The organism is Thalassospira lucentensis (assembly GCF_032921865.1).
GTDB classification, from domain to species: domain Bacteria; phylum Pseudomonadota; class Alphaproteobacteria; order Rhodospirillales; family Thalassospiraceae; genus Thalassospira; species Thalassospira lucentensis_A.
Genome location: NZ_CP136684.1, coordinates 3728197 through 3751999, shown reverse-complemented (window position 1 = coordinate 3751999; position 23803 = coordinate 3728197). Strand labels below are relative to the sequence as shown.

Annotated in this window: 21 protein-coding genes; 8 read left to right on the top strand and 13 right to left on the bottom strand. The window is 53.2% G+C overall.

Annotated elements, in window-relative coordinates:
* The first annotated feature begins 43 nt into the window (after positions 1-43).
* The 5 genes from R1T41_RS18130 to uvrA all read left to right on the top strand — a co-directional run bounded on the left by R1T41_RS18130 (position 44) and on the right by uvrA (position 7454).
* A complete protein-coding gene (locus R1T41_RS18130; RefSeq protein ID WP_317338366.1) occupies positions 44-1087 on the top strand; it encodes an SIS domain-containing protein in 1044 nt (347 codons plus the stop codon).
* On the top strand, positions 1087-2223 hold the full coding sequence (nagA, locus tag R1T41_RS18125) for an N-acetylglucosamine-6-phosphate deacetylase (RefSeq protein WP_317338364.1): 1137 nt from the start codon (positions 1087-1089) through the stop codon (positions 2221-2223). Before R1T41_RS18130 ends, nagA begins: the two co-directional genes overlap by 1 nt.
* Before the next feature lie 43 nt (positions 2224-2266).
* Positions 2267-3334: a Gfo/Idh/MocA family protein gene (locus tag R1T41_RS18120; protein WP_062948918.1), complete on the top strand. Its 1068-nt coding sequence runs from the start codon at positions 2267-2269 to the stop codon at positions 3332-3334.
* 20 nt (positions 3335-3354) lie between these two features.
* Positions 3355-4434 carry a class II fructose-bisphosphate aldolase gene (gene fbaA, locus R1T41_RS18115; RefSeq protein ID WP_097050272.1) on the top strand — a complete coding sequence of 360 codons (1080 nt, stop codon included), beginning with the start codon at positions 3355-3357 and terminating at the stop codon, positions 4432-4434.
* Between the two features lie 191 nt (positions 4435-4625).
* Complete coding sequence (uvrA, locus tag R1T41_RS18110) at positions 4626-7454, top strand: excinuclease ABC subunit UvrA (protein WP_317338360.1); 2829 nt, start codon at positions 4626-4628, stop codon at positions 7452-7454.
* A 22-nt stretch (positions 7455-7476) separates the two neighbouring features.
* Here the strand turns inward: uvrA and R1T41_RS18105 are convergent, their stop codons facing one another.
* The gene (locus R1T41_RS18105) at positions 7477-8451 is read right to left on the bottom strand and encodes a hypothetical protein (protein ID WP_317338359.1); all 975 of its coding nucleotides are present in this window, start codon (positions 8449-8451) and stop codon (positions 7477-7479) included.
* A gap of 185 nt (positions 8452-8636) precedes the next feature.
* Between R1T41_RS18105 and trmFO the strand changes: the two genes are divergently transcribed.
* Entirely contained in the window at positions 8637-9983 is a 1347-nt protein-coding gene (gene trmFO, locus R1T41_RS18100) for a methylenetetrahydrofolate--tRNA-(uracil(54)-C(5))-methyltransferase (FADH(2)-oxidizing) TrmFO (RefSeq protein WP_247793417.1), read from the top strand.
* A gap of 38 nt (positions 9984-10021) precedes the next feature.
* On the opposite strand, the gene R1T41_RS18095 is transcribed toward trmFO, so the two are convergent.
* The 3 genes from R1T41_RS18095 to R1T41_RS18085 form a co-directional block, all read right to left on the bottom strand.
* Positions 10022-10588, bottom strand: a complete 567-nt coding sequence (locus tag R1T41_RS18095) for a hypothetical protein (protein ID WP_317338358.1) — start codon at positions 10586-10588, stop codon at positions 10022-10024.
* Between the two features lie 144 nt (positions 10589-10732).
* On the bottom strand, positions 10733-11578 hold the full coding sequence (locus tag R1T41_RS18090) for a phytoene/squalene synthase family protein (protein WP_317338355.1): 846 nt from the start codon (positions 11576-11578) through the stop codon (positions 10733-10735).
* Between the two features lie 6 nt (positions 11579-11584).
* Positions 11585-12775, bottom strand: a complete 1191-nt coding sequence (locus tag R1T41_RS18085; RefSeq protein ID WP_317338353.1) for a mechanosensitive ion channel family protein — start codon at positions 12773-12775, stop codon at positions 11585-11587.
* 111 nt (positions 12776-12886) lie between these two features.
* Here R1T41_RS18085 and R1T41_RS18080 point away from each other — a divergent pair, with 111 nt between their 5' ends.
* Positions 12887-14245 (top strand): NAD(P)-binding protein, encoded by a 1359-nt coding sequence (locus R1T41_RS18080; protein ID WP_317338351.1) that lies wholly within the window; start codon positions 12887-12889, stop codon positions 14243-14245.
* Between the two features lie 15 nt (positions 14246-14260).
* Here the strand turns inward: R1T41_RS18080 and R1T41_RS18075 are convergent, their stop codons facing one another.
* From R1T41_RS18075 to yajC, 5 genes are all read right to left on the bottom strand, one after another.
* Positions 14261-14641 carry an Mth938-like domain-containing protein gene (locus R1T41_RS18075; RefSeq protein WP_062959950.1) on the bottom strand — a complete coding sequence of 127 codons (381 nt, stop codon included), beginning with the start codon at positions 14639-14641 and terminating at the stop codon, positions 14261-14263.
* Positions 14642-14688: 47 nt separating this feature from the next.
* Positions 14689-15558, bottom strand: coding sequence for a DMT family transporter (locus R1T41_RS18070; protein ID WP_317341593.1), 870 nt, complete (start codon positions 15556-15558; stop codon positions 14689-14691).
* 177 nt (positions 15559-15735) lie between these two features.
* Entirely contained in the window at positions 15736-16665 is a 930-nt protein-coding gene (gene secF / locus R1T41_RS18065; protein WP_062959951.1) for a protein translocase subunit SecF, read from the bottom strand.
* Between the two features lie 19 nt (positions 16666-16684).
* Entirely contained in the window at positions 16685-18259 is a 1575-nt protein-coding gene (gene secD, locus R1T41_RS18060; protein WP_317338350.1) for a protein translocase subunit SecD, read from the bottom strand.
* Between the two features lie 135 nt (positions 18260-18394).
* Positions 18395-18775 (bottom strand): preprotein translocase subunit YajC, encoded by a 381-nt coding sequence (yajC, locus tag R1T41_RS18055; protein WP_317338348.1) that lies wholly within the window; start codon positions 18773-18775, stop codon positions 18395-18397.
* A gap of 236 nt (positions 18776-19011) precedes the next feature.
* On the opposite strand from yajC, the gene R1T41_RS18050 reads away from it, so the two are divergent.
* Positions 19012-19875, top strand: coding sequence for an ATP-binding protein (locus R1T41_RS18050; RefSeq protein ID WP_317338346.1), 864 nt, complete (start codon positions 19012-19014; stop codon positions 19873-19875).
* A gap of 68 nt (positions 19876-19943) precedes the next feature.
* Here the strand turns inward: R1T41_RS18050 and R1T41_RS18045 are convergent, their stop codons facing one another.
* From R1T41_RS18045 to serS, 4 genes are all read right to left on the bottom strand, one after another.
* Positions 19944-20942 carry a peptidoglycan DD-metalloendopeptidase family protein gene (locus tag R1T41_RS18045; protein WP_317338344.1) on the bottom strand — a complete coding sequence of 333 codons (999 nt, stop codon included), beginning with the start codon at positions 20940-20942 and terminating at the stop codon, positions 19944-19946.
* Positions 20943-21086: 144 nt separating this feature from the next.
* Positions 21087-21740, bottom strand: coding sequence for a protein-L-isoaspartate(D-aspartate) O-methyltransferase (locus tag R1T41_RS18040; RefSeq protein ID WP_062948946.1), 654 nt, complete (start codon positions 21738-21740; stop codon positions 21087-21089).
* Entirely contained in the window at positions 21737-22504 is a 768-nt protein-coding gene (gene surE / locus R1T41_RS18035; protein WP_062948948.1) for a 5'/3'-nucleotidase SurE, read from the bottom strand. Before surE ends, R1T41_RS18040 begins: the two co-directional genes overlap by 4 nt.
* A 9-nt stretch (positions 22505-22513) precedes the next feature.
* Positions 22514-23791, bottom strand: a complete 1278-nt coding sequence (gene serS, locus R1T41_RS18030) for a serine--tRNA ligase (RefSeq protein WP_317338341.1) — start codon at positions 23789-23791, stop codon at positions 22514-22516.
* Between the last annotated feature and the right edge of the window lie 12 nt (positions 23792-23803).

Sequence of the window (23803 nt, the reverse complement as noted above, 5' to 3'; positions counted from 1 at the left end):
CGCGTATTGTGCTGCCTCAAAAAGCTTTAAGGAAACCACGGATATGAGCACACGCTGGACTCCAAAAACCCAGATGGGCCGCGAACTGGCCGAAGCCCCGGTCGTCGTTGCCAAGCAGCTTGATCACAACAAGGCTGCAATTGATGCTCTGGTTTCTGATCTGCGCGCCAATCCGCCGAAATTCGTCGTGACATGCGGACGCGGCAGTTCCGACCACGCAACGCTTTATGCAAAATACCTGATCGAAAGCCAGCTTGGCATTCCCGTGGTATCAGCGGCCCCGTCTATTGTTTCGATTTATAACCGGTCGATTGCCAGCAAGGACGCCCTGTTCATTGCCGTATCCCAATCAGGCAAAAGTCCTGATTTGGTTAAAAATGCCGTGGCCGCCCGTGATGCCGGCGCCCGCACGGTTGCATTGGTCAATGTGACCAATTCCCCGTTGGCCGATATGGTCGATCACGTCATTCCGCTGATGGCAGGCCCTGAAACCAGTGTTGCCGCGACCAAATCCTATATCGCAACATTGTCTGCCATCGCACAGATCGTTGGCGGATGGACGCAGGATCCGGCATTCAGCAAGGCACTTGTCACCTTGCCCGCATCACTTGAAAAGGCACTTGGCAAGGATTGGCTTGATGCTGCCGATGCGATTGCAAAATCAGACGGTCTTTATGTGATCGGTCGCGGCCCTGCTTTTGCCATTGCACAGGAAGCTGCCCTTAAATTTAAGGAAACCAGCAGCCTGCATGCCGAAGCTTTCAGCGCGGCCGAGGTGAAGCATGGCCCGATGGCACTGGTAACCAAGGACTTCCCGTTACTGGTATTTTCCCAACAGGATGCATCGCGCGAAAGTGTCGAGGGTTTCCTCGAAGAAATGCGGGCGAAAACCGATAACCTTTTTGCGGCCGAAACCGGTCACGCCGATATCAAGGGCCATCTCCCTGTGGTCGAGGATATCCACCCTCTTCTGGCCCCCATCGCTATGATCCAGACATTCTATACCTTGGCAGAACATGTTGCCTTGGAGCGCGGGTGCAATCCTGATGCGCCGCCGCACCTGTCCAAAGTCACGGAGACGCACTGATGACCGATTTTGCAATCACCAATGCGCGCGTTTTTGACGGCACCGATTTCCAGTCCGAAAAGGCCGTCATTGTTCGCGACGGGAAGGTCGATGCGATTGTCGGAAACCGCCATATCCCAGAAAATATCTCGGTGATTGATGCGGGAAATCAGATACTTGCGCCCGGCCTTATCGATGTTCAGGTCAATGGTGGCGGCGGCGTCTTGCTAAATGACGAACCAAATATCGACGGTATTCGCGCGATCATGGCGGGTCATCGTAAATACGGCACAACTGCCATGCTGCCGACCCTAATCACCGATCACCGTGATAAAATGGAAGCCGCGATAACGGCCGTCACCGATGCGATCAGTCAGGATGTGCCGGGCATTGTCGGCATCCATCTGGAAGGCCCGTACCTGAATGCCGAACGCAAAGGCGTGCATGACGCGAACATCATCCGCCCGATGGAAGATGACGCGATTGATCTTCTGACCCGCCTTCCCAATGGCCGTATCCTGGTGACCATGGCCCCGGAAAAGGCCGCCAAAGGCACAATTAAAAAGCTGGCTGATCGTGGCGTTCTGGTTTGCGCCGGTCATACTGCGGGCACTTATAGCCACATCCAGGCTGCCATTACCGAAGGCATGCGGGGCTTCACGCATTTGTTTAATGCCATGAGCCCGATGACCCACCGTGAACCCGGTGTTGCCGGTGCTGCGATGGCCGACGACAACACTTGGTGCGGACTAATTGCTGATGGCTATCATGTTCATCCCGCCGTTCTGAAAGTTGCCATCCACGCCAAGGCAAAAGGCAAGATCATGCTGGTGACCGACGCCATGCCAACGGTCGGAGCAGACGAAAAACGTTTTGTTCTGGGGGGAGAGGAAATCATTGCCACCGATGGTCGCTGCGCGCTGGCGGATGGCACATTGGCCGGGTCGGACCTCGATATGATCGCAGCGGTTAAAAACTGCGTTGAAATGGTCGGCATCGATCTTGGTGAAGCCCTTCGCATGGCATCCCTCTATCCGGCCACATTCCTGAAACTTGATGATATCATGGGACGCATTGCACCGAGCTATCAGGCCGACATGATCCTGTTTGATGATGACTACAACGTCACGCGCAGCTGGATCAAGGGCGCAGAATAATCTCAGCATAACAAAGCATTAAAAACTTATCAGGAGGCATAGCATGAAGCCGGTTCGTATTCTTGTCGTCGGTCTTGGCAATATGGGATTATCGCATGCAAAGGCCTATCACGCGCTTGACGGATACGAAATCGTCGGACTGTGTGCACGCTCCGAAATCCCGGCAGAAAACCTTCCGGATGGTTTTGCTGCCTACCCGCAATTTACCGATTTTCACACTGCGTTGGCGGAAACCAGCCCCGATGCGGTCTCTATCAATACCTATACCGAAACCCATGCCGAATTCGCCATCACGGCGTTTGAGGCGGGGGCGCATGTCTTCATTGAAAAGCCATTGGCAGCGACCGCCGAAGATGCCGAACGTGTAGTAAATGCCGCCAAAAAGTATGATCGGAAGCTGGTGATTGGCTATATCCTTCGCCATCATCCGTCTTGGGCAAAATTCGTTGAAGTTGCAAAGACACTTGGCAAGCCGCTGGTCATGCGCATGAACCTGAACCAGCAAAGCAGCGGCGCCTTTTGGGAAACCCACAAACGGTTGCTTAACAGTGTTTCCCCGATTGTTGATTGCGGCGTGCATTATCTGGATATGATGTGCCTGATGACCGGCGCGAAACCGGTATCGGTCAGTGCCATCGGCGTACGTCTGTCTGACGAAGTTGCACCAGAAATGTATAACTATGGCCAATTGCAGGTGCGCTTTGATGACGGATCGGTTGGCTGGTACGAGGCCGGTTGGGGCCCGATGATCAGCGAAACCGCCTTTTTCGTCAAAGATGTGATCGGACCCAAGGGTTGCGTTTCCATCACCGATGTTGAAGAAAAAGGTGCCGGTTCGGCTGATATCGACACTCATACAAAGACGAATGCCTTAAAGCTTCACCATGCTGCCACAGATGCAGCCGGAAAATTTACACAATCTGACGAAATCATCCGCACAGACGACGAGCCCGATCATGACGGCCTGTGTCTGCGTGAACAGCAATTTTTCCTAAAGTCTATAACGGAAAACCTTGACCTTACGCAGCATATGGAAGATGCATTGGGCTCCTTACGGATCGCCCTCGCTGCGGATCAGTCGGTACGCACGGGGGAAACAATAATACTCTGACCCCCAGGAGGAGTACCCACATGCCTTCCGTTAAACCCGGTGTTGTTACCGGTTCTGCCTACCGTGACCTTGTTGCTGCCTGCAAGCAGGACGGTTACGCCCTTCCCGCCGTCAATATCACATCGTCCAGCACGATGAATGCCGCCCTTGAAGCCGCTGCAAATGCCGGTTCTGACATCATCATTCAGCTTTCGAATGGCGGTGCACAGTTCTTTGCCGGCAAGGGCATCAAGGACGCCGCAGCAGCCCGTGTCGTGGGCGCTATATCGGCAGCACGTCATGCCCAACTGATGGCTGAGTATTATGGCGTTGCTGTCGTCATGCATACCGACCACGCAAACCGGAAATTCGTTCCGTGGGTCGATGAAATGCTGAAATGGAGCGAAAAAGCCTATGCCGAGACAGGCAAGGCGCTTTACAGCTCCCACATGCTGGACCTGTCCGAGGAATCGCTCGAAGACAACCTGTCGACTTGCGAAGAATTCCTCAAACGCATGGCCAAAATCGAAATGAGCCTGGAAATTGAACTGGGCGTGACCGGCGGTGAAGAAGACGGCATCGGCCATGATCTTGACACCAGTGTCGAGGAAATCGATCCGCGTCTTTATACCCGTCCCGAAGAAGTCGAAGAAGCATATCGCCGTCTTGCTCCGCTTGGCCATTTCTCGGTCGCGGCGGCATTCGGCAACGTTCATGGCGTTTACAAACCGGGTAACGTAAAACTTCGTCCGGAAATCCTTCTGGAATCCCAGAAATACGTTTCGGAAAAGCATAATCTTGGCGACCGTCCGCTGGACTTCGTGTTCCATGGCGGTTCGGGTTCGGAAAAAGAAAAAATCGAAGAAGCAGTCGGCTATGGCGTCTTTAAGATGAATATCGATACCGATACCCAGTTCGCCTATTCGCGCCCGGTTGGTGAATATGTCGAAGCCAACGCACGTGCGTTCAAGTATCAGGTCGATCCGGATACCGATCAGCCCTACAAAAAACAGTACGATCCGCGCGTCTGGGTCCGCGAAGCCGAACTTTCGATGGCAGCCCGCCTCGAAGAAGCTTTCAAGGATCTTGGTGCAACCGGTCGTTCGGTTACCAAAGGCTGATCGTTCAGGATTGCAAAAGCCAGATTAACCCGCCGGTTTGTCCGGCGGGTTTTTTCTTGCATTGTCTTGCGCTACGACAAAAACAAACTACTCCTGACAGATACTGACAGGAACTGTCAGGGGTGCGCTTGCGTATCAGGTTTGGCTCCTCTATACCTTTTCCCGAACATTACAGGAACAAAAGGCCCGACATGCTGACGAAAATTTCGGTTCGCGGTGCGAAAGAACATAACCTGCAAAATATCGATGTTGAACTGCCCCGCGATTCTCTGGTGGTGATCACCGGTCTGTCTGGGTCGGGTAAAAGTTCGCTGGCGTTCGATACGATTTATGCCGAAGGACAGCGTCGTTATGTCGAAAGCCTGTCAGCATATGCGCGCCAGTTCCTTGAACTGATGCAGAAGCCCGATGTTGAATATATCGACGGCTTGTCTCCTGCCATTTCCATCGAACAGAAAACCACATCGCGCAACCCGCGTTCGACCGTGGGAACGGTTACCGAGATTTATGATTATATGCGTCTTCTTTGGGCGCGCGTCGGCATTCCCTATTCCCCGGCAACCGGTCTTCCGATTGTCAGTCAGACCGTATCACAGATGGTTGACCGCGTTATGGAAATGCCCGAAGGCACGCGACTTTATCTGTTGGCACCGTTTGTTCGTGGCCGCAAAGGGGAATACAAAAAGGAACTGCGCGATTTGCGCACGCGTGGTTTCCAGCGCGTCAAGATCGATGGAGAAATGTATGACATCGACGAAGCGCCTGAACTGAACAAAAAGCTCAAACACGATATCTCGGTCGTGGTGGATCGTCTGATCGTCAAGGAAGGGATCGCAACTCGCCTTGCGGACAGTTTTGAAACCGCCCTCGAACTGACAGATGGCATCGTTCTGACCGAAGATGCAAAAACCGGCGAAACAACCGTGTTCTCGGCAAAGTTCGCCTGCCCGGTTTCCGGCTTCACGATCGAGGAAATCGAACCTCGCCTGTTTTCGTTCAACAACCCGTTTGGCGCCTGCCCGGCCTGTGATGGTCTTGGCACCCAGATGGAATTCGACCCGGAACTGGTCGTCCCCGACGAAGGCAAAAGCCTTGATGATGGCGCTGTTGCGCCTTGGGCCAGCACCACGTCGAAATATTATTTGCAAACGTTGCGCGCAGTTGCCAAGCATTTCGGCTTCAAAACCAATGTCGCATGGGAAAAGCTTCCGAAAACAGCACAGGACATCATCCTGTATGGTTCGGGTGATGAAGACGTAACGGTAACCTATGATGACGGTTCACGCAGCTACAAGGTATCCCGCCCGTTCGAAGGTGTCATTCCCAACATGTCGCGCCGCTGGCGCGAAACCGATAGCCAGTGGGCACGCGACGAACTGTCGAAATACCAGACGGTTTCAAGCTGTCCGACCTGCGAAGGCCACCGCCTGAAACCCGAAGCGCTGGCCGTAAAGATCGATAAATGCACGATTTCGGAAATTACCGACCTTTCGATTGGCAAGGCTGCCGACTGGTTCCAGGCGCTTGAAGGCAAACTGAATGAAAAAGAAACCGAAATCGCGCGACGTATCCTGCGTGAAATCAATGATCGCCTGCGATTCCTGCGCGATGTCGGGCTGGATTATCTGTCGATGTCACGCACATCTGGCACCCTCTCGGGCGGTGAAAGCCAGCGTATCAGATTGGCGTCGCAGATCGGGTCGGGCCTGACCGGTGTCCTTTATGTTCTGGATGAACCATCCATCGGCCTGCATCAGCGCGATAATGATCGGCTGCTTGATACCCTGAAACGTCTTCGCGATCTGGGCAATACCGTCCTGGTTGTCGAACATGACGAGGATGCCATTCGTGCCGCCGATTATGTCGTCGATATGGGCCCCGGGGCCGGGATCCATGGCGGACGGATTGTTGCCGAAGGAACCCCTGAACAGATCCAGCAAAACCCGAATAGCCTGACCGGCAAATACCTTGTCGGGGTCGAACAGATCGCCGTTCCCAAGGAACGCCGTAAAGGCAGTGGCAAGTCGATTGCGATCAAGGGGGCACGCGCCAACAACCTGCAAAATGTTGATGCCGAATTCCCGCTGGGTAAATTCATCTGTGTTACCGGTGTTTCAGGTGGTGGCAAGTCGAGCCTTGTTATTGAGACGCTGTATAAGGCGCTTGCAAAACGGATGCATAATGCGCGCAATCATCCCGGTGCGCATGACACCATTACCGGCATCGAACATATCGATAAAATCATCGATATCGATCAAAGCCCGATTGGCAGAACCCCGCGTTCCAACCCCGTGACCTATACCGGGGCCTTTACACCGATCCGTGACTGGTTCGCGCAATTACCCGAAGCCAAAACGCGCGGTTACAAGCCCGGGCGTTTCTCGTTCAACGTCAAGGGCGGACGGTGTGAAGCCTGTCAGGGCGATGGTGTGATCAAGATCGAAATGCACTTCCTGCCCGACGTTTACGTCACCTGTGATCAGTGCAAGGGCAAACGATATAACCGTGAAACGCTGGAAATATCGTTTAAAGGTAAATCGATATCTGACATTCTTGACATGGCGGTTGAAGAAGGTGCTGATTTCTTCAAGGCAGTTCCGTCCATTCGCGACAAAATGGAAACCCTGAAACAGGTGGGGTTGAGCTACATCCATCTCGGTCAGCAGGCAACAACCCTTTCAGGTGGCGAAGCGCAACGCGTGAAGCTGGCGAAGGAACTGTCAAAGCGGGCCACTGGCCGCACGCTATACATCCTTGATGAACCCACCACCGGGCTTCATTTCCATGATATCCGCAAGCTTCTGGAAGTGCTGCACACCATTGTCGATCAGGGCAACACGGTGGTTGTGATCGAACATAACCTTGATGTCATAAAAACTGCCGACTGGATCATTGATATCGGTCCCGAGGGTGGTGATGGCGGCGGCAAGCTGGTTGGTTGCGGCACACCAGAGGCCATCATGGCCAACGAGGAAAGCTATACCGGTAAATACCTTAAACGCCATCTCGGCCTGAAGTAATGCCGTAAAGCGAAGCGGGACCCTAGCCCGCTTCGACCCGATCCTCGACCCGTTTGACCAGTGCCGAACTCAACCGTTCGCTAAAACCTGACAAGAAGGCCAGCACCAGCACGATGGAAATCTGTTGCCCGGCACCGGGGATCGTTCCGATCTGGTCCATGTCGGAAATATTGTGCAACTGATCCAGCGGGATCGGCAGAATACCGGCACGCAGTGCCAGTAATACGATCAGCGCAAAACAAAAACCAAGGCAGGGTCGAAACAGGAAATTGAAGAAAACCGACGCTGGTTCCATCTCCGCCCAGTCGACATCCTTACCCAACCGCATCATCATGCTGACCAGCGCCCCTATCGCGCCGAAACTGCCGACAAAAAACAAAAGGTCATAGCTGAACCCGAACAGCTTACCATTCCCGGTACTAACAACCTGGTCTGCCTGCAAAAACAGCATCACCGAAACGACAAGCAATATCGGTGACAGGGCAAGTGCGATTGCGGCCACGCGCATTGATCGGAAAAATGCTCGCTGTGTGCTGTCCAGATGATCGCGCCCGCCTGAAAGGTCGGAAAGGTAGCCATGGACAAACCCGTCGCGTCCCTGATTGAGCGCCAGCAACATGACAATGGCATCTGATGTTTTGCGCATCTGCGCATCGTCATCAAGCCCCTCATCCCTGCGCCACCAGCGTAGAAAAGACCGCATGACAAGCGAGGCCCGCCATCCCTGCCTTGTGGCGACAACGTAATCAATCATGTTCTCGACATCAGCGCTGCCAAACTTGTTGGCGCCGATATCGCCAAAAGGAAAGGCGATCCGTCCGATTGCCGCCGCGGGGCTGTTTCGGTTCGCACCATCTTTGTTTGGCGCACTATTCCCGCCATCGGCATCAGGAATGCAGTCAGTCGTCATCGTCTGTCGGGATCGCCGGATCGGAACAAGTCCCATCACGGGGCAATGGGCCGGATCGTAACCATAGGGTCGATGCGGATAGCTCATGATGCCGTCCTTGTGATGGATGTGTATGGGATCAAGGACGCAGTAGCGGACAATTTGTGAATAATTTGTCGCCGCATGGGTGATATGAGACAGCGAAGTGGTGCAATTCACTTGAAATCAAACCATCAGCACCGCTATGTGTGTGCCAGAAAGTTTAACCCCGTTTTGCAGAGGAGTTCGCAACCGTGAGCACGGTCAAACCCGTCCATATTATCGGCGCCGGTCTTGCCGGTAGCGAAGCCGCCTGGCAGTTGGCCGAGGCCGGCATTCCGGTCATCTTGCATGAAATGCGGCCGACCCGCCCAACCGACGCCCATCACACCGACAAATGTGCCGAACTGGTTTGTTCCAACTCGTTTCGGTCTGACGACAGGGAATATAACGCGGTCGGCCTGATCCATGATGAAATGCGCCGTGCCGGATCGCTGATCATTCGCTGTGCCGATGCGCACAAGGTCCCCGCTGGTGCAGCCCTTGCGGTTGACCGCGAAGGTTTCTCGCAGGCAGTTACTGATGCACTGATGAGCCATCCGCTGGTCACCATGGAACGCGGCGAAGTTGATGGCCTGCCGCCGGTCGAATGGGAAAGCACGATCATTGCAACCGGCCCGCTGACCTCAAGCGCACTGGCCGAAGACATTCGCAAGGTAACCGGCGAGGAAAGCCTTGCCTTCTTCGATGCGATTGCCCCGATCGTCTATAAGGAAAGCATCGATTTTTCCAAGGCATGGTTCCAGTCGCGTTATGATAAGGGCGATGGCAAGGACTATATCAATTGCCCGATGAATGAAGAGCAATACAACGCCTTCATCGATGCCCTGATCGATGGCGATAAAACTGAATTCAAGGAATGGGAGAAAGACACCCCCTATTTTGATGGTTGTCTACCGATTGAAGTTATGGCCGAGCGCGGTCGTGAAACACTTCGTCATGGCCCGATGAAGCCTGTCGGCCTGACAAACCCGCATGATCCTACCCGCAAACCACGCGCTATCGTACAACTGCGCCAGGACAATGCGTTGGGCACGCTCTACAACATGGTCGGTTTCCAGACGAAACTGAAATATGGCGCACAGGCCGATGTGTTCCGCATGATCCCGGGGCTTGAAAATGCGGAATTCGCCCGTCTTGGCGGCATTCATCGCAACACCTTCCTGAACTCGCCCCGCCTGTTGGACGGCACGCTCCGCCTGAAGGCGCGTAACGACATCCGTTTTGCCGGGCAAATTACCGGTTGCGAGGGTTATGTGGAAAGTGCCGCTGTCGGTTTGATGGTTGGCCGTTTTGCTGCGGCAGAAAAGCAAGGAAAATCCATCCCGACCCCACCCTTGGCAACCGCGATGGGTGCGCTTTTGAACCATATCACTGGCGGTGCAGATGAAAGCACCTTCCAACCGATGAATGTCAATTTCGGGCTTTTCCCGGAACTTGAACTGACCAAACGGGTAAAGGGCCGTGATCGCAAAAAACTTTATAGCGACCGCGCCATTCCGCTGTTTGACGAATGGCTTGCCGATATCAACGCTGCATAAAAAACAAGGCCGCATCATCCGATGCGGCCTTTATCAATTTAATACTTGCTCTGGCGTTTGAGCTTGCCGGTAACATCGCGGATCGGTTCCCCATCTCGGAACCGTTTGAACACCAAATCCATGTCGCCATTTTCATCAAGACTGCGTTCATAGACCTGCATTTCGTAACCACCGTCATCGGTAATGTAAAGCGCATGCACGGTCAGGGTTTTGTCAACGATACGCGCCCAGACAAACGGTTCACCCTGCAAAGGATCATTGGGTACACGTTTGCCAAACAGGCCTGATCGCATTGCGCTGCCGTAAATGTCCGGGCGATCGGTGGCATAAAACTCGATGCTAAGCGATACGTTTTTTTCACGACCATCTGCCTTGTGGATCACAGTTGACCAATCGATGGTAAATCCTCGGCCGGTTTCCATGATTTTAACATCGAGATCGCGCGCTTTAAGCTCTTCCTCGGCATTATAGATCGACGTTCCGTGATAATCGCCAACAAACGGCCCAATACTTCCGGCATGGCACGGGGCTGGAACGACAAGCCACACGATCAAAAGCACACCAAACAGCCTCAAAGCTTTCATCGGTGAATGCAAATTCATCATGTTCGACCTCGTTATGTTCATGTCCGTAGCCCCGTTTGAAGCCAATAGGCAGCAGGGTCAAGCAACGCTACCACAGACCTTACGAAAATATTGTATCCATTACATCTATTTAGATGAGATTTTGCCAATATCTAGGGCACGAAATCAGTATCGATGCAGCATGGCCTTCACTGTCAGCCGGAAACTTGCCGGACGGGCAAGACCAAACTCGGCACTGAAGGGATCAAAACCGGCCTTTGCGAGCTTGCGCAAATAACCATCCGCCAGAACCACCGGCAATGCCGCGGCCAACGCATTTGACGGCAGTTTTTTTCGAAACTTCCGGGCTTCGACAATCCGGTCTTGCGCCAGATCGGCGATTTCACGTGTCAGCGATTTGACCACGTCGGTTTTTCGAAATTCGAAAATATCGCCCTGCCCGACACCATGCTTTTCCATCCGATCCTGCGGCAGATAAAGCCGTTTTGCCCGACCATGGAAAACCATAGCGCGTAAAATACCGACCAGGCCATAGGCATTTCCGGCAAGCCGCGCGGCATGCCTTGCATCGTTATCAGTTACACCAAGCAGCTCGGCGGCCATAACGGCAAGATGACCAGAGGTCTGGTCAATATAGTGATCCAGTTCCGCCTGATTTGCCGGTGCCTTGTCGGCAAGGTCAAATTCGCGTGCCGCAATCAGTATCTCCAGATCGCGTGGTTCAATCTGTCCGGACTGGATCAGAACCGACAGCGGCTCGACAACCTCGTGTTTACGAATTTTGCCCTGCTCGATCTCCGCCAGTGTATCACGCCACCATTGTAACCGAATGTGTCCCAACATGGTTTCGCTAACCATTTCACGGGTTTTGGACACTTCCTGATTAAAAGCGTAAAGCGTAAAAAGACCTTCACGTTTTTCCGGGGCAGCAAATAGCGAGCATAAAAAACGGTCTTTGTCATTCCTGCGAACATAATCGGCGCAATAGGAAAGCTTTGGCGTATCAGTCATCGCGCATCATCCGATTTGTCGCGTTGTTTTGGCACGGTCATCATTGGCTTTGTTCGCCATGTCTTCAGGCATTTTTTCCGGCAGGGTTTCGACATAAAGTGACTGCGACGGGAAGGCAAACGCGGCGTCGTTATCTTCGACAATACGCTTGAATGCAATGATATGGCGATTGCGAATATCACGCCATTTCACCCAGTCAGTGGTGGTTGTAAAGTAATACAGATCGATATTGATCGAACTTGCCCCGAAATCCGATAAATGCACCATCTGCGCAACATCGGTTTGTGCGACGTCATCATCATTTTTCAGAAATGAACGGATATCCTCGACAATCTTTTCAATCTGATCGGCAGTGGTACGGTATTCGACACCGATCAGCATTTTGATCCGGCGATGGGTCATTCGTGACCAATTGATCACTGGGGAATCGACAATCTGCGCATTCGGCATGGTCACCAATGCCTTGGCAAACGTACGCACCTTGGTCGCGCGAAGACCGACAACCTCAACGGTCCCTTCGAAATGAGGCGTTTCGATCCAGTCTCCGCGTTTGTAAAGATTATCGGCAAGAATGGTTAGCCCGCCGAAAATATTGGCGACCGAATCCTTGGCAGCCAGCGCCACAGCCATCCCGGCAAGACCAAGGCCGCCCAGAAACGCCGAAACATCAATGCCCCAGTTTTCCAGCAGGACAACAACACCGATCACAACGATCAACGTTTTAACCGCCCGGATAAAGAACTGGCGCAAATCATCGCCAAGACCGCCACCAAACCGACCTGCCAGATTGTTGAACGACATGGCAAGCGGCTCTATCGATCTGAACAACGCCCAGAAAACCGAGAAGGTTGCAAATATGCCGATCAATTCGAACAGAACGGCATCAACATTTTTCGGCAGATCAAGAATTTCGACGGCAAAATACACGCCACCAAGAATAACCAGAAGCTGAACCGGGGCCTCGAAAGCATCCAGAACATGGGCAGCGGTGCTGTGTTTGCGCTGATGAGCCAGCTTTCGCAGCCCGCCAATTACACCGTGAGCCAGAACCCGCTTTATAACGAATACGAACAGCAGGACAACACCAGCAACAACATATCTGCCGATTTCACCGCCCCCCAGCATATCGACCCAATTGGTCATATGGTCAATGACTTCGCTATTCAGGCTGTCAATCTCGGTTGTAATTTCATCCATGACTTCACGTGTAATCTGCTGTTAAGGTTTCCGTCCAAACAAAGACTTAACGGTTACCGCTACGGATTGTTTCTTGCGGCCCCTGTATAGCAACTAAAACAGGACAGGCATATGGCATCCTTTGCTGCACCAAGACTTCATGTCATTGGAGCCGGACTGGCCGGGTCCGCACTTGCAACTCAGATGGCGCAGGATGGTGTATCCGTAACGCTGTACGATTCCGGTGAACCATTCGCCAGTCGTTGGACACGCGGGATGAAAACCGCCCCCGAAGACCACAAGGTTGCCGAACCGGAAATTTTCTATGATCCAGAGGATCTGGTTAGGCATTTTTTCGCCCAATGGCCGGAAATACCGCGAAAACTGATAAGGCCGGCTCATGCGGTTATCGGTCTTAAACATCCTGGACGCAGCCCGGCCATCATTGACCTTGATCATGGTATTGCCGCGGCTTTGATAGCACGCAGACCAACAATCTTTGCCCGGTTGTTCACGGCCTGGAATTTATGGTTTTCACGCTATGCCAGCGAAGACAAGCGTGTCCGTCAACACGTCAGAATTGCCGCTGATACCATCGAGAACCAGCAGGCACCGACAGCGACCTATCATCAGGATGCACTTGCGACGCTGGCCGAAGTCCTGTTTTCGATGCCGGCACATAATTGCTCGGCCTCGTTGCTGGGGCGTGTTTTGCTGCCAACTTGGCGGGAAATGCAACGCCATAATGCGAGTCATGCCTTCGCGGCTATTGATCCGATCATTCTGAATGATATTGCACTGCCTGCCCTGCGTGATCAATTTATCGCTGCCGGTGGCGACATCATCAGCGGCATGGAACTTGGTGATATCGACAGTACGGCGGATTTCGCAACCGACCTGTTTTTCGGCGATGAGCAGATTGAAGTTCGTCCACAGGATGCTGTGGTACTTGCCCTTCATCCACGACCGCTTTGTGATGCAGTGCCGGATATCGGCATGCCACCTGCCCCGGCTCATCGGCGAACATTTGTCTTTCAGGCCAGTAAAAGCTTTGCCGAGCCATGTTGCGTTCTAGCTGACGATGATCTGGTGCGCGCGATCTATTGCAATCGGCGTCACATACAGGTCAGCATGAACAGCAGTCTGATCCTGCCAAGTGACGGAACAGCGGATCAGTTGGCAGCAACCATCTGGCAACGCGTCACGGAATTATGTGACCAGCACTTAAATCTTGATCTGTCCCAGCGGACAAAAATCGAAAGCAACGGCGAGTGCCCGGCATTCAGTTATGTCGATTGTGAAGCACCGTTTCCGGAACTCAGCCCCGGCGTCGCAGCCCTTCGCCACCGGTTGGCTCCCCCTTGGCGAAACCTGTTCTTATGTGGTGATGCCTTTCCGCCTGACTATCCGCCCGGACCGGCTGCTGTTATTGCGAGTGTAAGGACGGTACGCGCACAGTTGCACGAATATATGAAACTGCGCGACTTGTAGCAGGATTGGTGAGGATCAAACGGCAATTAGCGCCGCAGCAACGCGGCGGGCTTCCGATACCAGCACGTTATAGGTTCGGCACGCAGCCCCCGTATCCATAGGCTCAATTACGATACCATACTTGCGCAATGCAATACGCCATTCAGTCGGCAGCGGTTTCATGCCACTTCCCATGCCCAACAGCAAAATATCGATCTCGTCTGATGCATCAATGACACGCTTGAAGGCATCGACATCAATCTGATCAATACTTGCATAAGGCCAGGAATAGACATTCTTGGGAAACAGCAAAACCGACCCGGTGACAGTTTCCTCACCGAACCGAAACAGACCATCACCATAGCTGGTAACGATTTTTCGGCCCTCGGCGACCAGCGGACTTACTTCCAAAGACATATTATTCCCTTTTGACGTAACCTAGAATTTTCTTCGGATTAGCTGTGTTACAGCGCAGTCGCATCTGCCTTTACTTTTTTACCGCGCCATAAAATAAACAACCCGGAAAGAACAACGATGCTACACCCGATCAACATCGGTATGTCGAGTTCCTCGCTGAACAGGAATACTCCCAAGGCAAGACCGAACAAAAGCCTTGTATATCTGAACGGCGTAACCGATGAAACATCGCCGCTGCGCATTGCCTTCATCAGGGCGGCATAGGCAAAAATTCCCATCATGACCGCCCCCGCGAAATAGAAAAGACTTTGACCATCCGGTGTCGTGAAAGCTTTTCCATCCCAAACAGAAAATACGATACCAGCTATGATGACGGCGATAAAACCGTAGAGTCCAAGAATGGCTGTTCCAATTGATATCGGCGCTGCACGACTGGCAAGATCACGCCCGGCAAATCCGATTGTCCCGATTACAGCAAACGTCGACAACGCAGAAAAACCATCCGCACTTGGACGAAGAATGATAAGGACACCGATCAAGCCGATAAAGATCGCCAGCCATCTTCGCCACCCAACCTTTTCCCCGAATATGACCGACGCACCAAGAACCACGATAAGCGGTGTCGCCTGCAAAATGGCCGTGGTCGAAGAAAGAGGCGTAAGTGCAAGGGCAAGCACATAAAACAGACGTCCGACAACCTCAAACACGATACGTATGCACATCGGGCGCGAGAGAACGGCAGGGTCCAGCAAACGCTTGTTCTGCACCTTGGCGATAATTGCAAACAGAACGGCACCGCCAATACCAAACAGGATCAATACCTGACCGACAGGATGCGATCCAGAAACAGCCTTCACAAATGCATCTTCGACGGCGAAAGCCGCCATTGCCGTCATCATCCAGAGGCTACCAAGCACATTTGCACGATTACCATTAGTCGCGTCGACGTTTTGCGCCACGGGCAGGAACCAGTTTTCAAAAGGGTTATTCAGCCTGCAAAGGTCTCGCTTGCCTTATTGGGCCAAAAGAAAAGGCCGGGTTGTTTTTGCACAAACCCAGCCTTTTTGTAAATGTCTCTCAGCAGATCGGAGCGATCAGGCACCCGCTTCCTGGGTTTCTTCGCCTTCCGGGATCTTGCGGCGCAGACGCAGCACCATCAGCAATGGCGATGCTACGCAGATTGACGAATAAGTCCCGATCACAATACCGAAAATCAACGCCATCGTGAAACCGCGAATCGCTTCACCACCGAACACAAACAACGCGATCAGCGCCAGCAAAGTGGTAAACGAGGTCATAGTGGTACGCGACAGGGTCGAATTAATCGAAAGATCCAGCAGATCGGGAATGTCCATCTTGCGAAACTTGCGGAGATATTCACGAATACGGTCAAACACAACGACCGTATCGTTGATCGAATAACCCGCAACAGTCAGGACCGCCGCCAAGGTTGCCAGATCAAACTGAACCCCAGTGATGACAAAGAACCCGATCGTGATCAGAACGTCATGCAGAAGCGCCACAACCGACGCTACGGCAAACTGCCATTCGAATCGGAACCAGATATAAATCATGATCAGCAGCAGCGATATGGCAACCGAATAGACCCCGGCTTCCTTGAGCTCGTCACCGACTTTCGGCCCAACCAGTTCACTGCGACGAATGGTAACATCATCACCAAGCGCCTTGGTTACTGTGGCAAGCGCCGCCATCTGGGCCTGTTCATCACCGTCCTGACGCTGCAACTGGATCAGAACATCATCGGGCTCACCGAATTCCTGGATCGAAACATCGCCAAGACCAAGCGAACCAAGATTGTCACGTAGCGCGCCAATATCGGCCGGACCGTCGGTTTTGATCTCAACCAGAATGCCACCCCGGAAATCGATCCCGAAATTCAGCCCTTTGGTCAAAAACAAACCAACGGATACCAGCACCATGGCCAGCGAAACGATATAGAAAATTTTCCGGAACTTGAGGAACGGGACGTTCACGTCGTCCGGAACAAGATGCAATGGTTTCATATTCTTCCTGCTCCCTTCCTCAAATTACCAGTTCCGTCGGGCGACGGCGTTTGACCCAGACCGCAATCAACAGTCGGGTCACCCAGATTGCCGAGAACATCGACGTGACAATGCCAATCGCAAGTGTCACGGCAAATCCCTTGATAGGACCGGAACCAAAGCTGAACAGTACAAGCGCTGCAATCAGCGTGGTCAGGTTGGCATCAAGAATGGTCGACATCGCACTTCGATAACCGGCATCAATCGCATTGATAATTGTGCGGCCATTGTTACGTTCCTCGCGGATACGTTCAAAAATCAGCACGTTCGCGTCAACCGCCATACCAACCGTCAGAACAATACCGGCAATACCCGGCAGGGTCAGGGTCGCCTGCAAGACCGACATCACCGCCAGCACAAGGATCAGGTTGATCAAGAGCGCGATATCGGCATAGACCCCGAACCGGCCATAACTGATCACCATAAAGGCAACGACGAAGACCAGACCAAGGATCGCTGCAATTTCACCGGCTTCGACCGAATCCTGCCCAAGGCCCGGACCAACCGAACGTTCTTCAAGTATCTGCATCGGTGCCGGCAATGCACCAGCACGCAGCAGCAGCGAAAGATCGTTGGCTTCCTGGACACTGAACTGGCCGGTAATGATACCGTTGCCACCAAGAATCGGCTCGTTGATCCGCGGTGCCGAAATCACCTCGCCGTCAAGAATAATGGCCAGGCGACGACCGGCATTTTTTGACGTCATATCGCCAAAACGTGCCCCACCGGCGGCATCAAAGCGGAACGAAACAACCGGTCGGCCTTCGTTGAAGGTCGGCTGCGAATCAACGAGGTTGTCCCCCGAAACAACGACACGGCGATCAATAAGATATTCGTTGATACCGGCAGCCCGGTCACCGGCATCGGCCGATGGCAGGATCATCGTTCCCGGCGGCAGGCCTGTGGCACGCGCCTCGGACGCGGTCTTTTCCTCGTTCACAAGGTGGAAGTTCATCTTTGCGGTACGGCCAAGGATCGCACGCAAACGCGACGGATCGTCAAGACCAGGAACCTGAACCACAATGCGGTCTTCACCCTGACGCTGGATCGACGGTTCGGTCGTTCCCAGTTCGTCCACACGACGGCGAACAACTTCAAGCGATTGGCTGATTGCGCGATCAACAAGCTCTTTGCGGGCTTGATCGGTATAAGAAACGATAATGTTGTTACCCTCGCCGCTCATTACGGTATCGGGTTCGACATTACGGATCAGTTCGCGGGCTTTTTCAACCTCGTCGGCGTTGACCACGGTGACCTCTGCCCCGTTCAGGCCAGCATCGCGCGGACGGTAACGAATGCGTTCCTCGCGCAGGGTTGACCGGATCGTATCGCCAAGTGCCTCATAGCGCTCGCGAATGACGCTGTTGATATCAACTTCAAGCAGCATGTGCGAGCCACCACGCAAATCCAGACCAAGATTGATCTGTTTACCCGGCAGATAGCTTACATCCGTCGCGAATGTGCCCTTTGGCAGGAAATTCGGTGCGGCGTATATAACGCCCAAAGCACACACCAGAAGAACCAGTGCTGCTTTCCATTTCGTAAAATAAAGCATGTGTCCTTTAACCAGATTTGTCTGGAAAACCTAGGTCTGGTTCTATCGAACATCGGGTGCTGTTCGCCCCGCAGGCCACCGGCTGGAAACAAGAAGGCGGAGCATTTTGCCCCGCCTTGCAAGTCATCAAAGAGATCAGTCTTTTTTGGTCTCTTCAGTTTCTTTTGCGTCGTCTTCGTCTTTGTCATCGCCTTTGGCTGGCTCGGTTTTCGACAGAACGGTCGAAACCATGCCGCGTGCAACCTTGACCTTAACGCCTTCGGCGATCTCGACCGAAAGCTCGTCATCGCCAATAACCTTGGCAACGGTACCGATCAGACCACCCGCAGTGACAATCTTGTCACCACGACGAACAGCAGCGAGCATCGCTTTATGCTCTTTCTGTTTTTTCTGCTGCGGACGAATAAGCAGGAAATAAAAAACGACAAAAATCAGGATCAGCGGCAGGAAGCTGGTAAGCATATCTGCACCACCTGCGCCACCAGCGGCCTGCGCATAAGCCGGCGAAATCAACATTAGGAACTCCTAATCCCATACAACAAAACAAATCAACTGCCGGAATATAACGGTGTGCTACGTCAACGCAAGGAAGAACAGGATTTTTATCGGTTTAATCCCGTATTCTGTGGTTCTGTTCACGTCAATGAAAGCAAGCTACATCATATGGCACTGTTATTGCCAGTTCGCCTTGTGATAGCGTTTCGCATGCATATGCCACCACCACGACAAAAAGAAATATCCAAGAGGCTTTGATGACCAACGATTTCGATAAACTTTTGCCTGCGCTGGAGCGCATTGCCGATGCTCTGGAACGTATGGCCCCACCTGCGCGCAAATCCAACGATCTGTCGGCTGCCGATGCTTTTGTCTGGCAGGCAGAAAGCGGTTATCTGCAACCGGTCCGAAATGTGAACCGCATTGAAATCGGTCTTTTGCAGGGAATCGAACAGCAAAAGACGATCCTTTATAACAATACCAAACGGTTCGCCGATGGCCTTCCGGCCAACAATGCCCTGCTTTGGGGGGCGCGTGGCACAGGTAAAAGTTCAATCATCAAGGCAATGCACGCCAGGATCAATGCCGAACGGGCCGGTGCACTGGCGCTGGTCGAAATCCATCGTGAAGACATCCCAACCCTGCCCCATCTTTTGCATATTCTGGAGGAAAGCGGGCGCAAGACAGTTCTGTTTTGCGACGATCTTTCATTCGATATGCAGGATGAATCCTACAAGTCCCTGAAAGCAGTTCTTGAAGGTGGAATTGAGGGTCGCCCCAACAATGTTATTTTCTATGCCACCTCGAACCGCCGCCATCTGATGGCACGCGATATGATCGAAAATGAACGCTCAACCGCGATCAATCCCTCTGAAGCCGTCGAGGAAAAAGTATCTCTTTCGGACCGTTTCGGCCTGTGGCTTGGGTTCCACAATATCTCGCAAGACGTCTATTTCGAGATTATCGAAGGTTACGCCAAGGAATTTGGACTGGATATGCCGGTTGAAGACCTGCGTGCACGCGCCAAGGAATGGACGGTTACACGCGGTAGCCGTTCGGGCCGCGTGGCATGGCAGTTCATTCAGGAAATTGCTGGTGAAATGGGCAAAAGGCTTGGCTGAGTGAATTAACTGACCAGAGCGCACCTAGGAAAAGAAACGCCCGGACTGCATGGTTCCAGGCGTTTCTTTTACCGTGATACCATCATCTGTGGCAGATATTTCATCGGGTCGGCGGATTTGCGTCCGCGCCGGATTTCAAAATGCAGTTGCGGCTGATTGACTGCCCCCGTACTGCCGACACTTGAAATCTTTTGACCGCGTTCAACCATATCCCCGCGCGCCACCATCGGGTTTTCTGTGTGCGCATAGGCCGTCACATAATCATCGGCGTGCTTGATAAGGATCAAATTGCCAAATCCGCGCAGTTCGTTGCCGACATAGGTGACAACACCATTATCTGCTGCAAGTATCGGTGTACCGCGATCCGCCTTGATATTGATCCCGTCATTGTAAAGTCCGCCCGCGCTGGCACCGTATTTCAGCACGATATCCCCGTGCACCGGCCAGACAAATCCCTTACGGTTTTCAGGTTCGGCAATAACCACATTCTTGCGAACAGCACTGCCCTGTCCAGCGACCGGCGTTGTTGTTGGCATTTCACGTGTATCGGTTTTCCACGTATTGACCGATGCATAACGCTGTTCGGCGCGTGCGGCAAAGTCCTGTGGCTTAAGTCCTGGTGTCGGAATGCTGCCACCATTGTTCGGGCTCACGCGGGCCATCTGCACCGTTGTCGAGCGTTCCGGTGCAACGGTTGGTTCCGGCGTCTCTAGTGGCACGCTGACAACTTCGCGCTTTCCGCCAATCGTAACCGTCTTGCTCGGCGCCGAACTTGCCGTGCCTGACGATGAACGGCTGGCAACTGCGGTCTGGCTGTTGCTGTCATAGGATGGATCCCAAGGCGGCAGGACAAGACGTTGCCCCGGATATATCACATAGGGTTGTTCAAGCTTGTTGCGCGCGGTAAACCGACCAAAATCGATACGGTAACGGCTGGCAAGTGCAGAAACAGTATCTCCCGGCTCGACGGTAATGACCCGTTCGCCGTTATTGAGTTTCGGCATACTGTACGGACTGTATGTCGCACCGTCGCCGTAAACCACCGGCACAGGGACGGAATTCAGCAAACAGCCCCCGAGCACCGCCGTTGTCCCACAGACAAACGCCAGCGTCCGTATTCTTCGAACTGCCTGTTTGACACTATTTTCCATCATGCCAAGGATTGTCTGCGATCAGCCGTTAACAATCCGTAAGCAGATGCAATAATCGGCTCAGAATTCTTCGGTGCCCGGCAACATCGGCACAAACCGTACTGGCATTAGTTCGGTCACATCAATTCCTGTAGGTGTACGCAGAACACGTAGCAACAACTGGGTGTGGGATACCTCACCGACCGGCACGACCATGATCCCGCCAATCGCCAACTGATCGACCAAAACCGGTGGCACATCCTGGGCTGCGGCCGTAACGATAATACGATCAAACGGCGCCTGTGCCTTCCAGCCAAGCCCGCCATCGCCATGCAGCGTCGAAATCGTATGCAGGCCAAGCTCGCGGAATTTGTCTTCGGCCTCACGTAGGAGCGGCTTGTGACGTTCAAGCGTATAAACCCGGCGTGCGAGCTTGGCGAGAATCGCCGCCTGATATCCCGACCCTGTTCCGACCTCAAGCACCTTCATGCGATCGTTAAGCTCAAGCGCCTGCGTCATCAGGGCAACGATATAGGGCTGCGAAATCGTCTGCCCCTTGCTGATAGGAAGGGCGACATTTTCCCATGCACGGCTGACAAACGGCTCGGCCACAAAAATTTCGCGCGGAATACTGGCCAAAGCACGTAAAACGCTTTCGTCATGGATCCCGTCATTGCGCAGGATCGCAAGCAGATTTTCGATTTCGGCTTCTCGGGCAATGACAGGCTCGTTCACGGAAATGCCTTTGTCAGTTTTGCATGCGTCTCGTAATGGGTAAAATCGAGACTGATCGGAGTTACCGAAATATCGCCCCTCTCGATGACCCGCAAGTCCGCATTTTCATCCTTGGGCAATTCCGACTTGATAGCTCCGATCCAATAATAAGGCTCGCCACGCGGATCAAGGCGCTCGGCAATATGATCGCCAATCTTGCGCTGCCCCTGTCTGGAAACCTCGATCCGGGCTCCGCCTTTGCGTTCGGTTTCCGGGAAATTCACATTGATCAGGACCCCCTTGGGCCAGGTCGTGCGAATGAGGGTCTCAGCCACTGACAAAAGGTGCTTTTCCGCGACCGACCAGTCAATCAGGTTGCCCGAGAAATATTGCGAAAACGCAATCGCCGGCACATTTAGCAAGGTTGCTTCCATCGCGGCCGCGACAGTCCCGGAATAGGTCACATCCTCGCCAAGGTTACCGCCCCGGTTGATTCCCGATAAAACAATATCAGGCGGACTGTCGCGCATGATCTGCTGCAGAGCAAGCAGAACGCAATCAGTCGGTGTCCCGTCGACTGAAAAATGCCGCTCGTCACGTTTTCGTATCCGTAACGGATGACGCAGGGTAAGCGAATGTCCTGCCCCGCTTTGCTCGGTTGTTGGTGCAACAACCCAGACATCGTCGGAAAGCGAACAGGCAAGCTTTTCCAGCAGCCTGATCCCCGGCGCATCAACCCCGTCATCATTGCTGATCAGGATGCGGGCATTTTTCAGATCGACCATATCGGTCCCCTATCCGCGCGGAGAAATAACCTCGACACCGCCCATATAAGGCTTCAATGCGTCAGGAACGCGGATCGAGCCATCAGCCTGCTGATAGTTTTCCATCACCGCAATCAGGCAACGGCCAACAGCAAGTCCCGATCCGTTCAGGGTGTGAACAAAGCTGGTTTTCTTGTCACCTGCTGCACGATAACGTGCATTCATGCGGCGTGCCTGGAAATCACCCGTATTCGAGCAGGACGAAATCTCGCGATATTTTCCCTGCCCCGGAAGCCAGACTTCAATATCAAACGTTTTGCGCGCGGCAAAACCGATATCGCCCGAACACAGAACTACTGTCCGGTATGGAAGCCCAAGACGTTCCAGAACCGTTTCCGCACAGCGGGTTTTACGGTCAAGTTCCTCATTCGATTTCTCGGCGGCCACAACCGACACCATTTCAACCTTTGAAAACTGGTGCTGCCGGATCATGCCGCGCGTATCACGCCCCGCCGAACCGGCTTCCGACCGGAAACACTGGGTCAGTGCGGTATAACGCAGCGGCAATGCGGCTTCGTCGATAATCTCGCCCGCCACCTGATTGGTAAGCGTTACTTCGGATGTCGGGATCAGCCACATATCATTGGTGGTTCTAAACAAATCCTCGGCAAATTTCGGTAGCTGACCGGTGCCAAACATAGCATCGTCACGCACCAGCATCGGCGTGATGGTTTCTTCATAGCCATGTTCGTTCACATGAAGGTCCAACATGAACTGGCCAAGTGCACGTTCAAGTTTGGCAAGACCACCACGCAGAATAACGAAACGCGATCCCGAGAGTTTGGCTGCGGTTTCAAAATCCATCATGCCAAGCTTGTCGCCAATCTCGAAATGCTCAAGCGGCTGGAAATCGAAACGGCCGGGCGTTCCCCATTTGCGCACTTCAACATTGTCATCTTCGTTTTCGCCCGCAGGTACGTCGGCATCCATAACGTTTGGCAGCGACGACAGCAAAAGATCAAGCTGCTCGTTAAGGCCCGCCTGCCCGTCCTCGGCATCCCTGATCCGATCTTTGAGCGTGCCCATCTCGGCCATCAGATCGTCGGCATTGCCACCACTTTGGCGCAGTTTGCCGATTTCACCGGAAATGGATTTGCGGCGCGCCAGCATTTCCTGATGTTCGGTCATCAGACGACGACGGTCTGCATCAATATCGATCAGACGCTGGGCGGTCATTTCGACCTTGCGCGCGGTCATCGCCGCGTCAAAGGCCTCGGGATTGTCACGAATCCATTTAATGTCGTGCATGAAACGGCACCT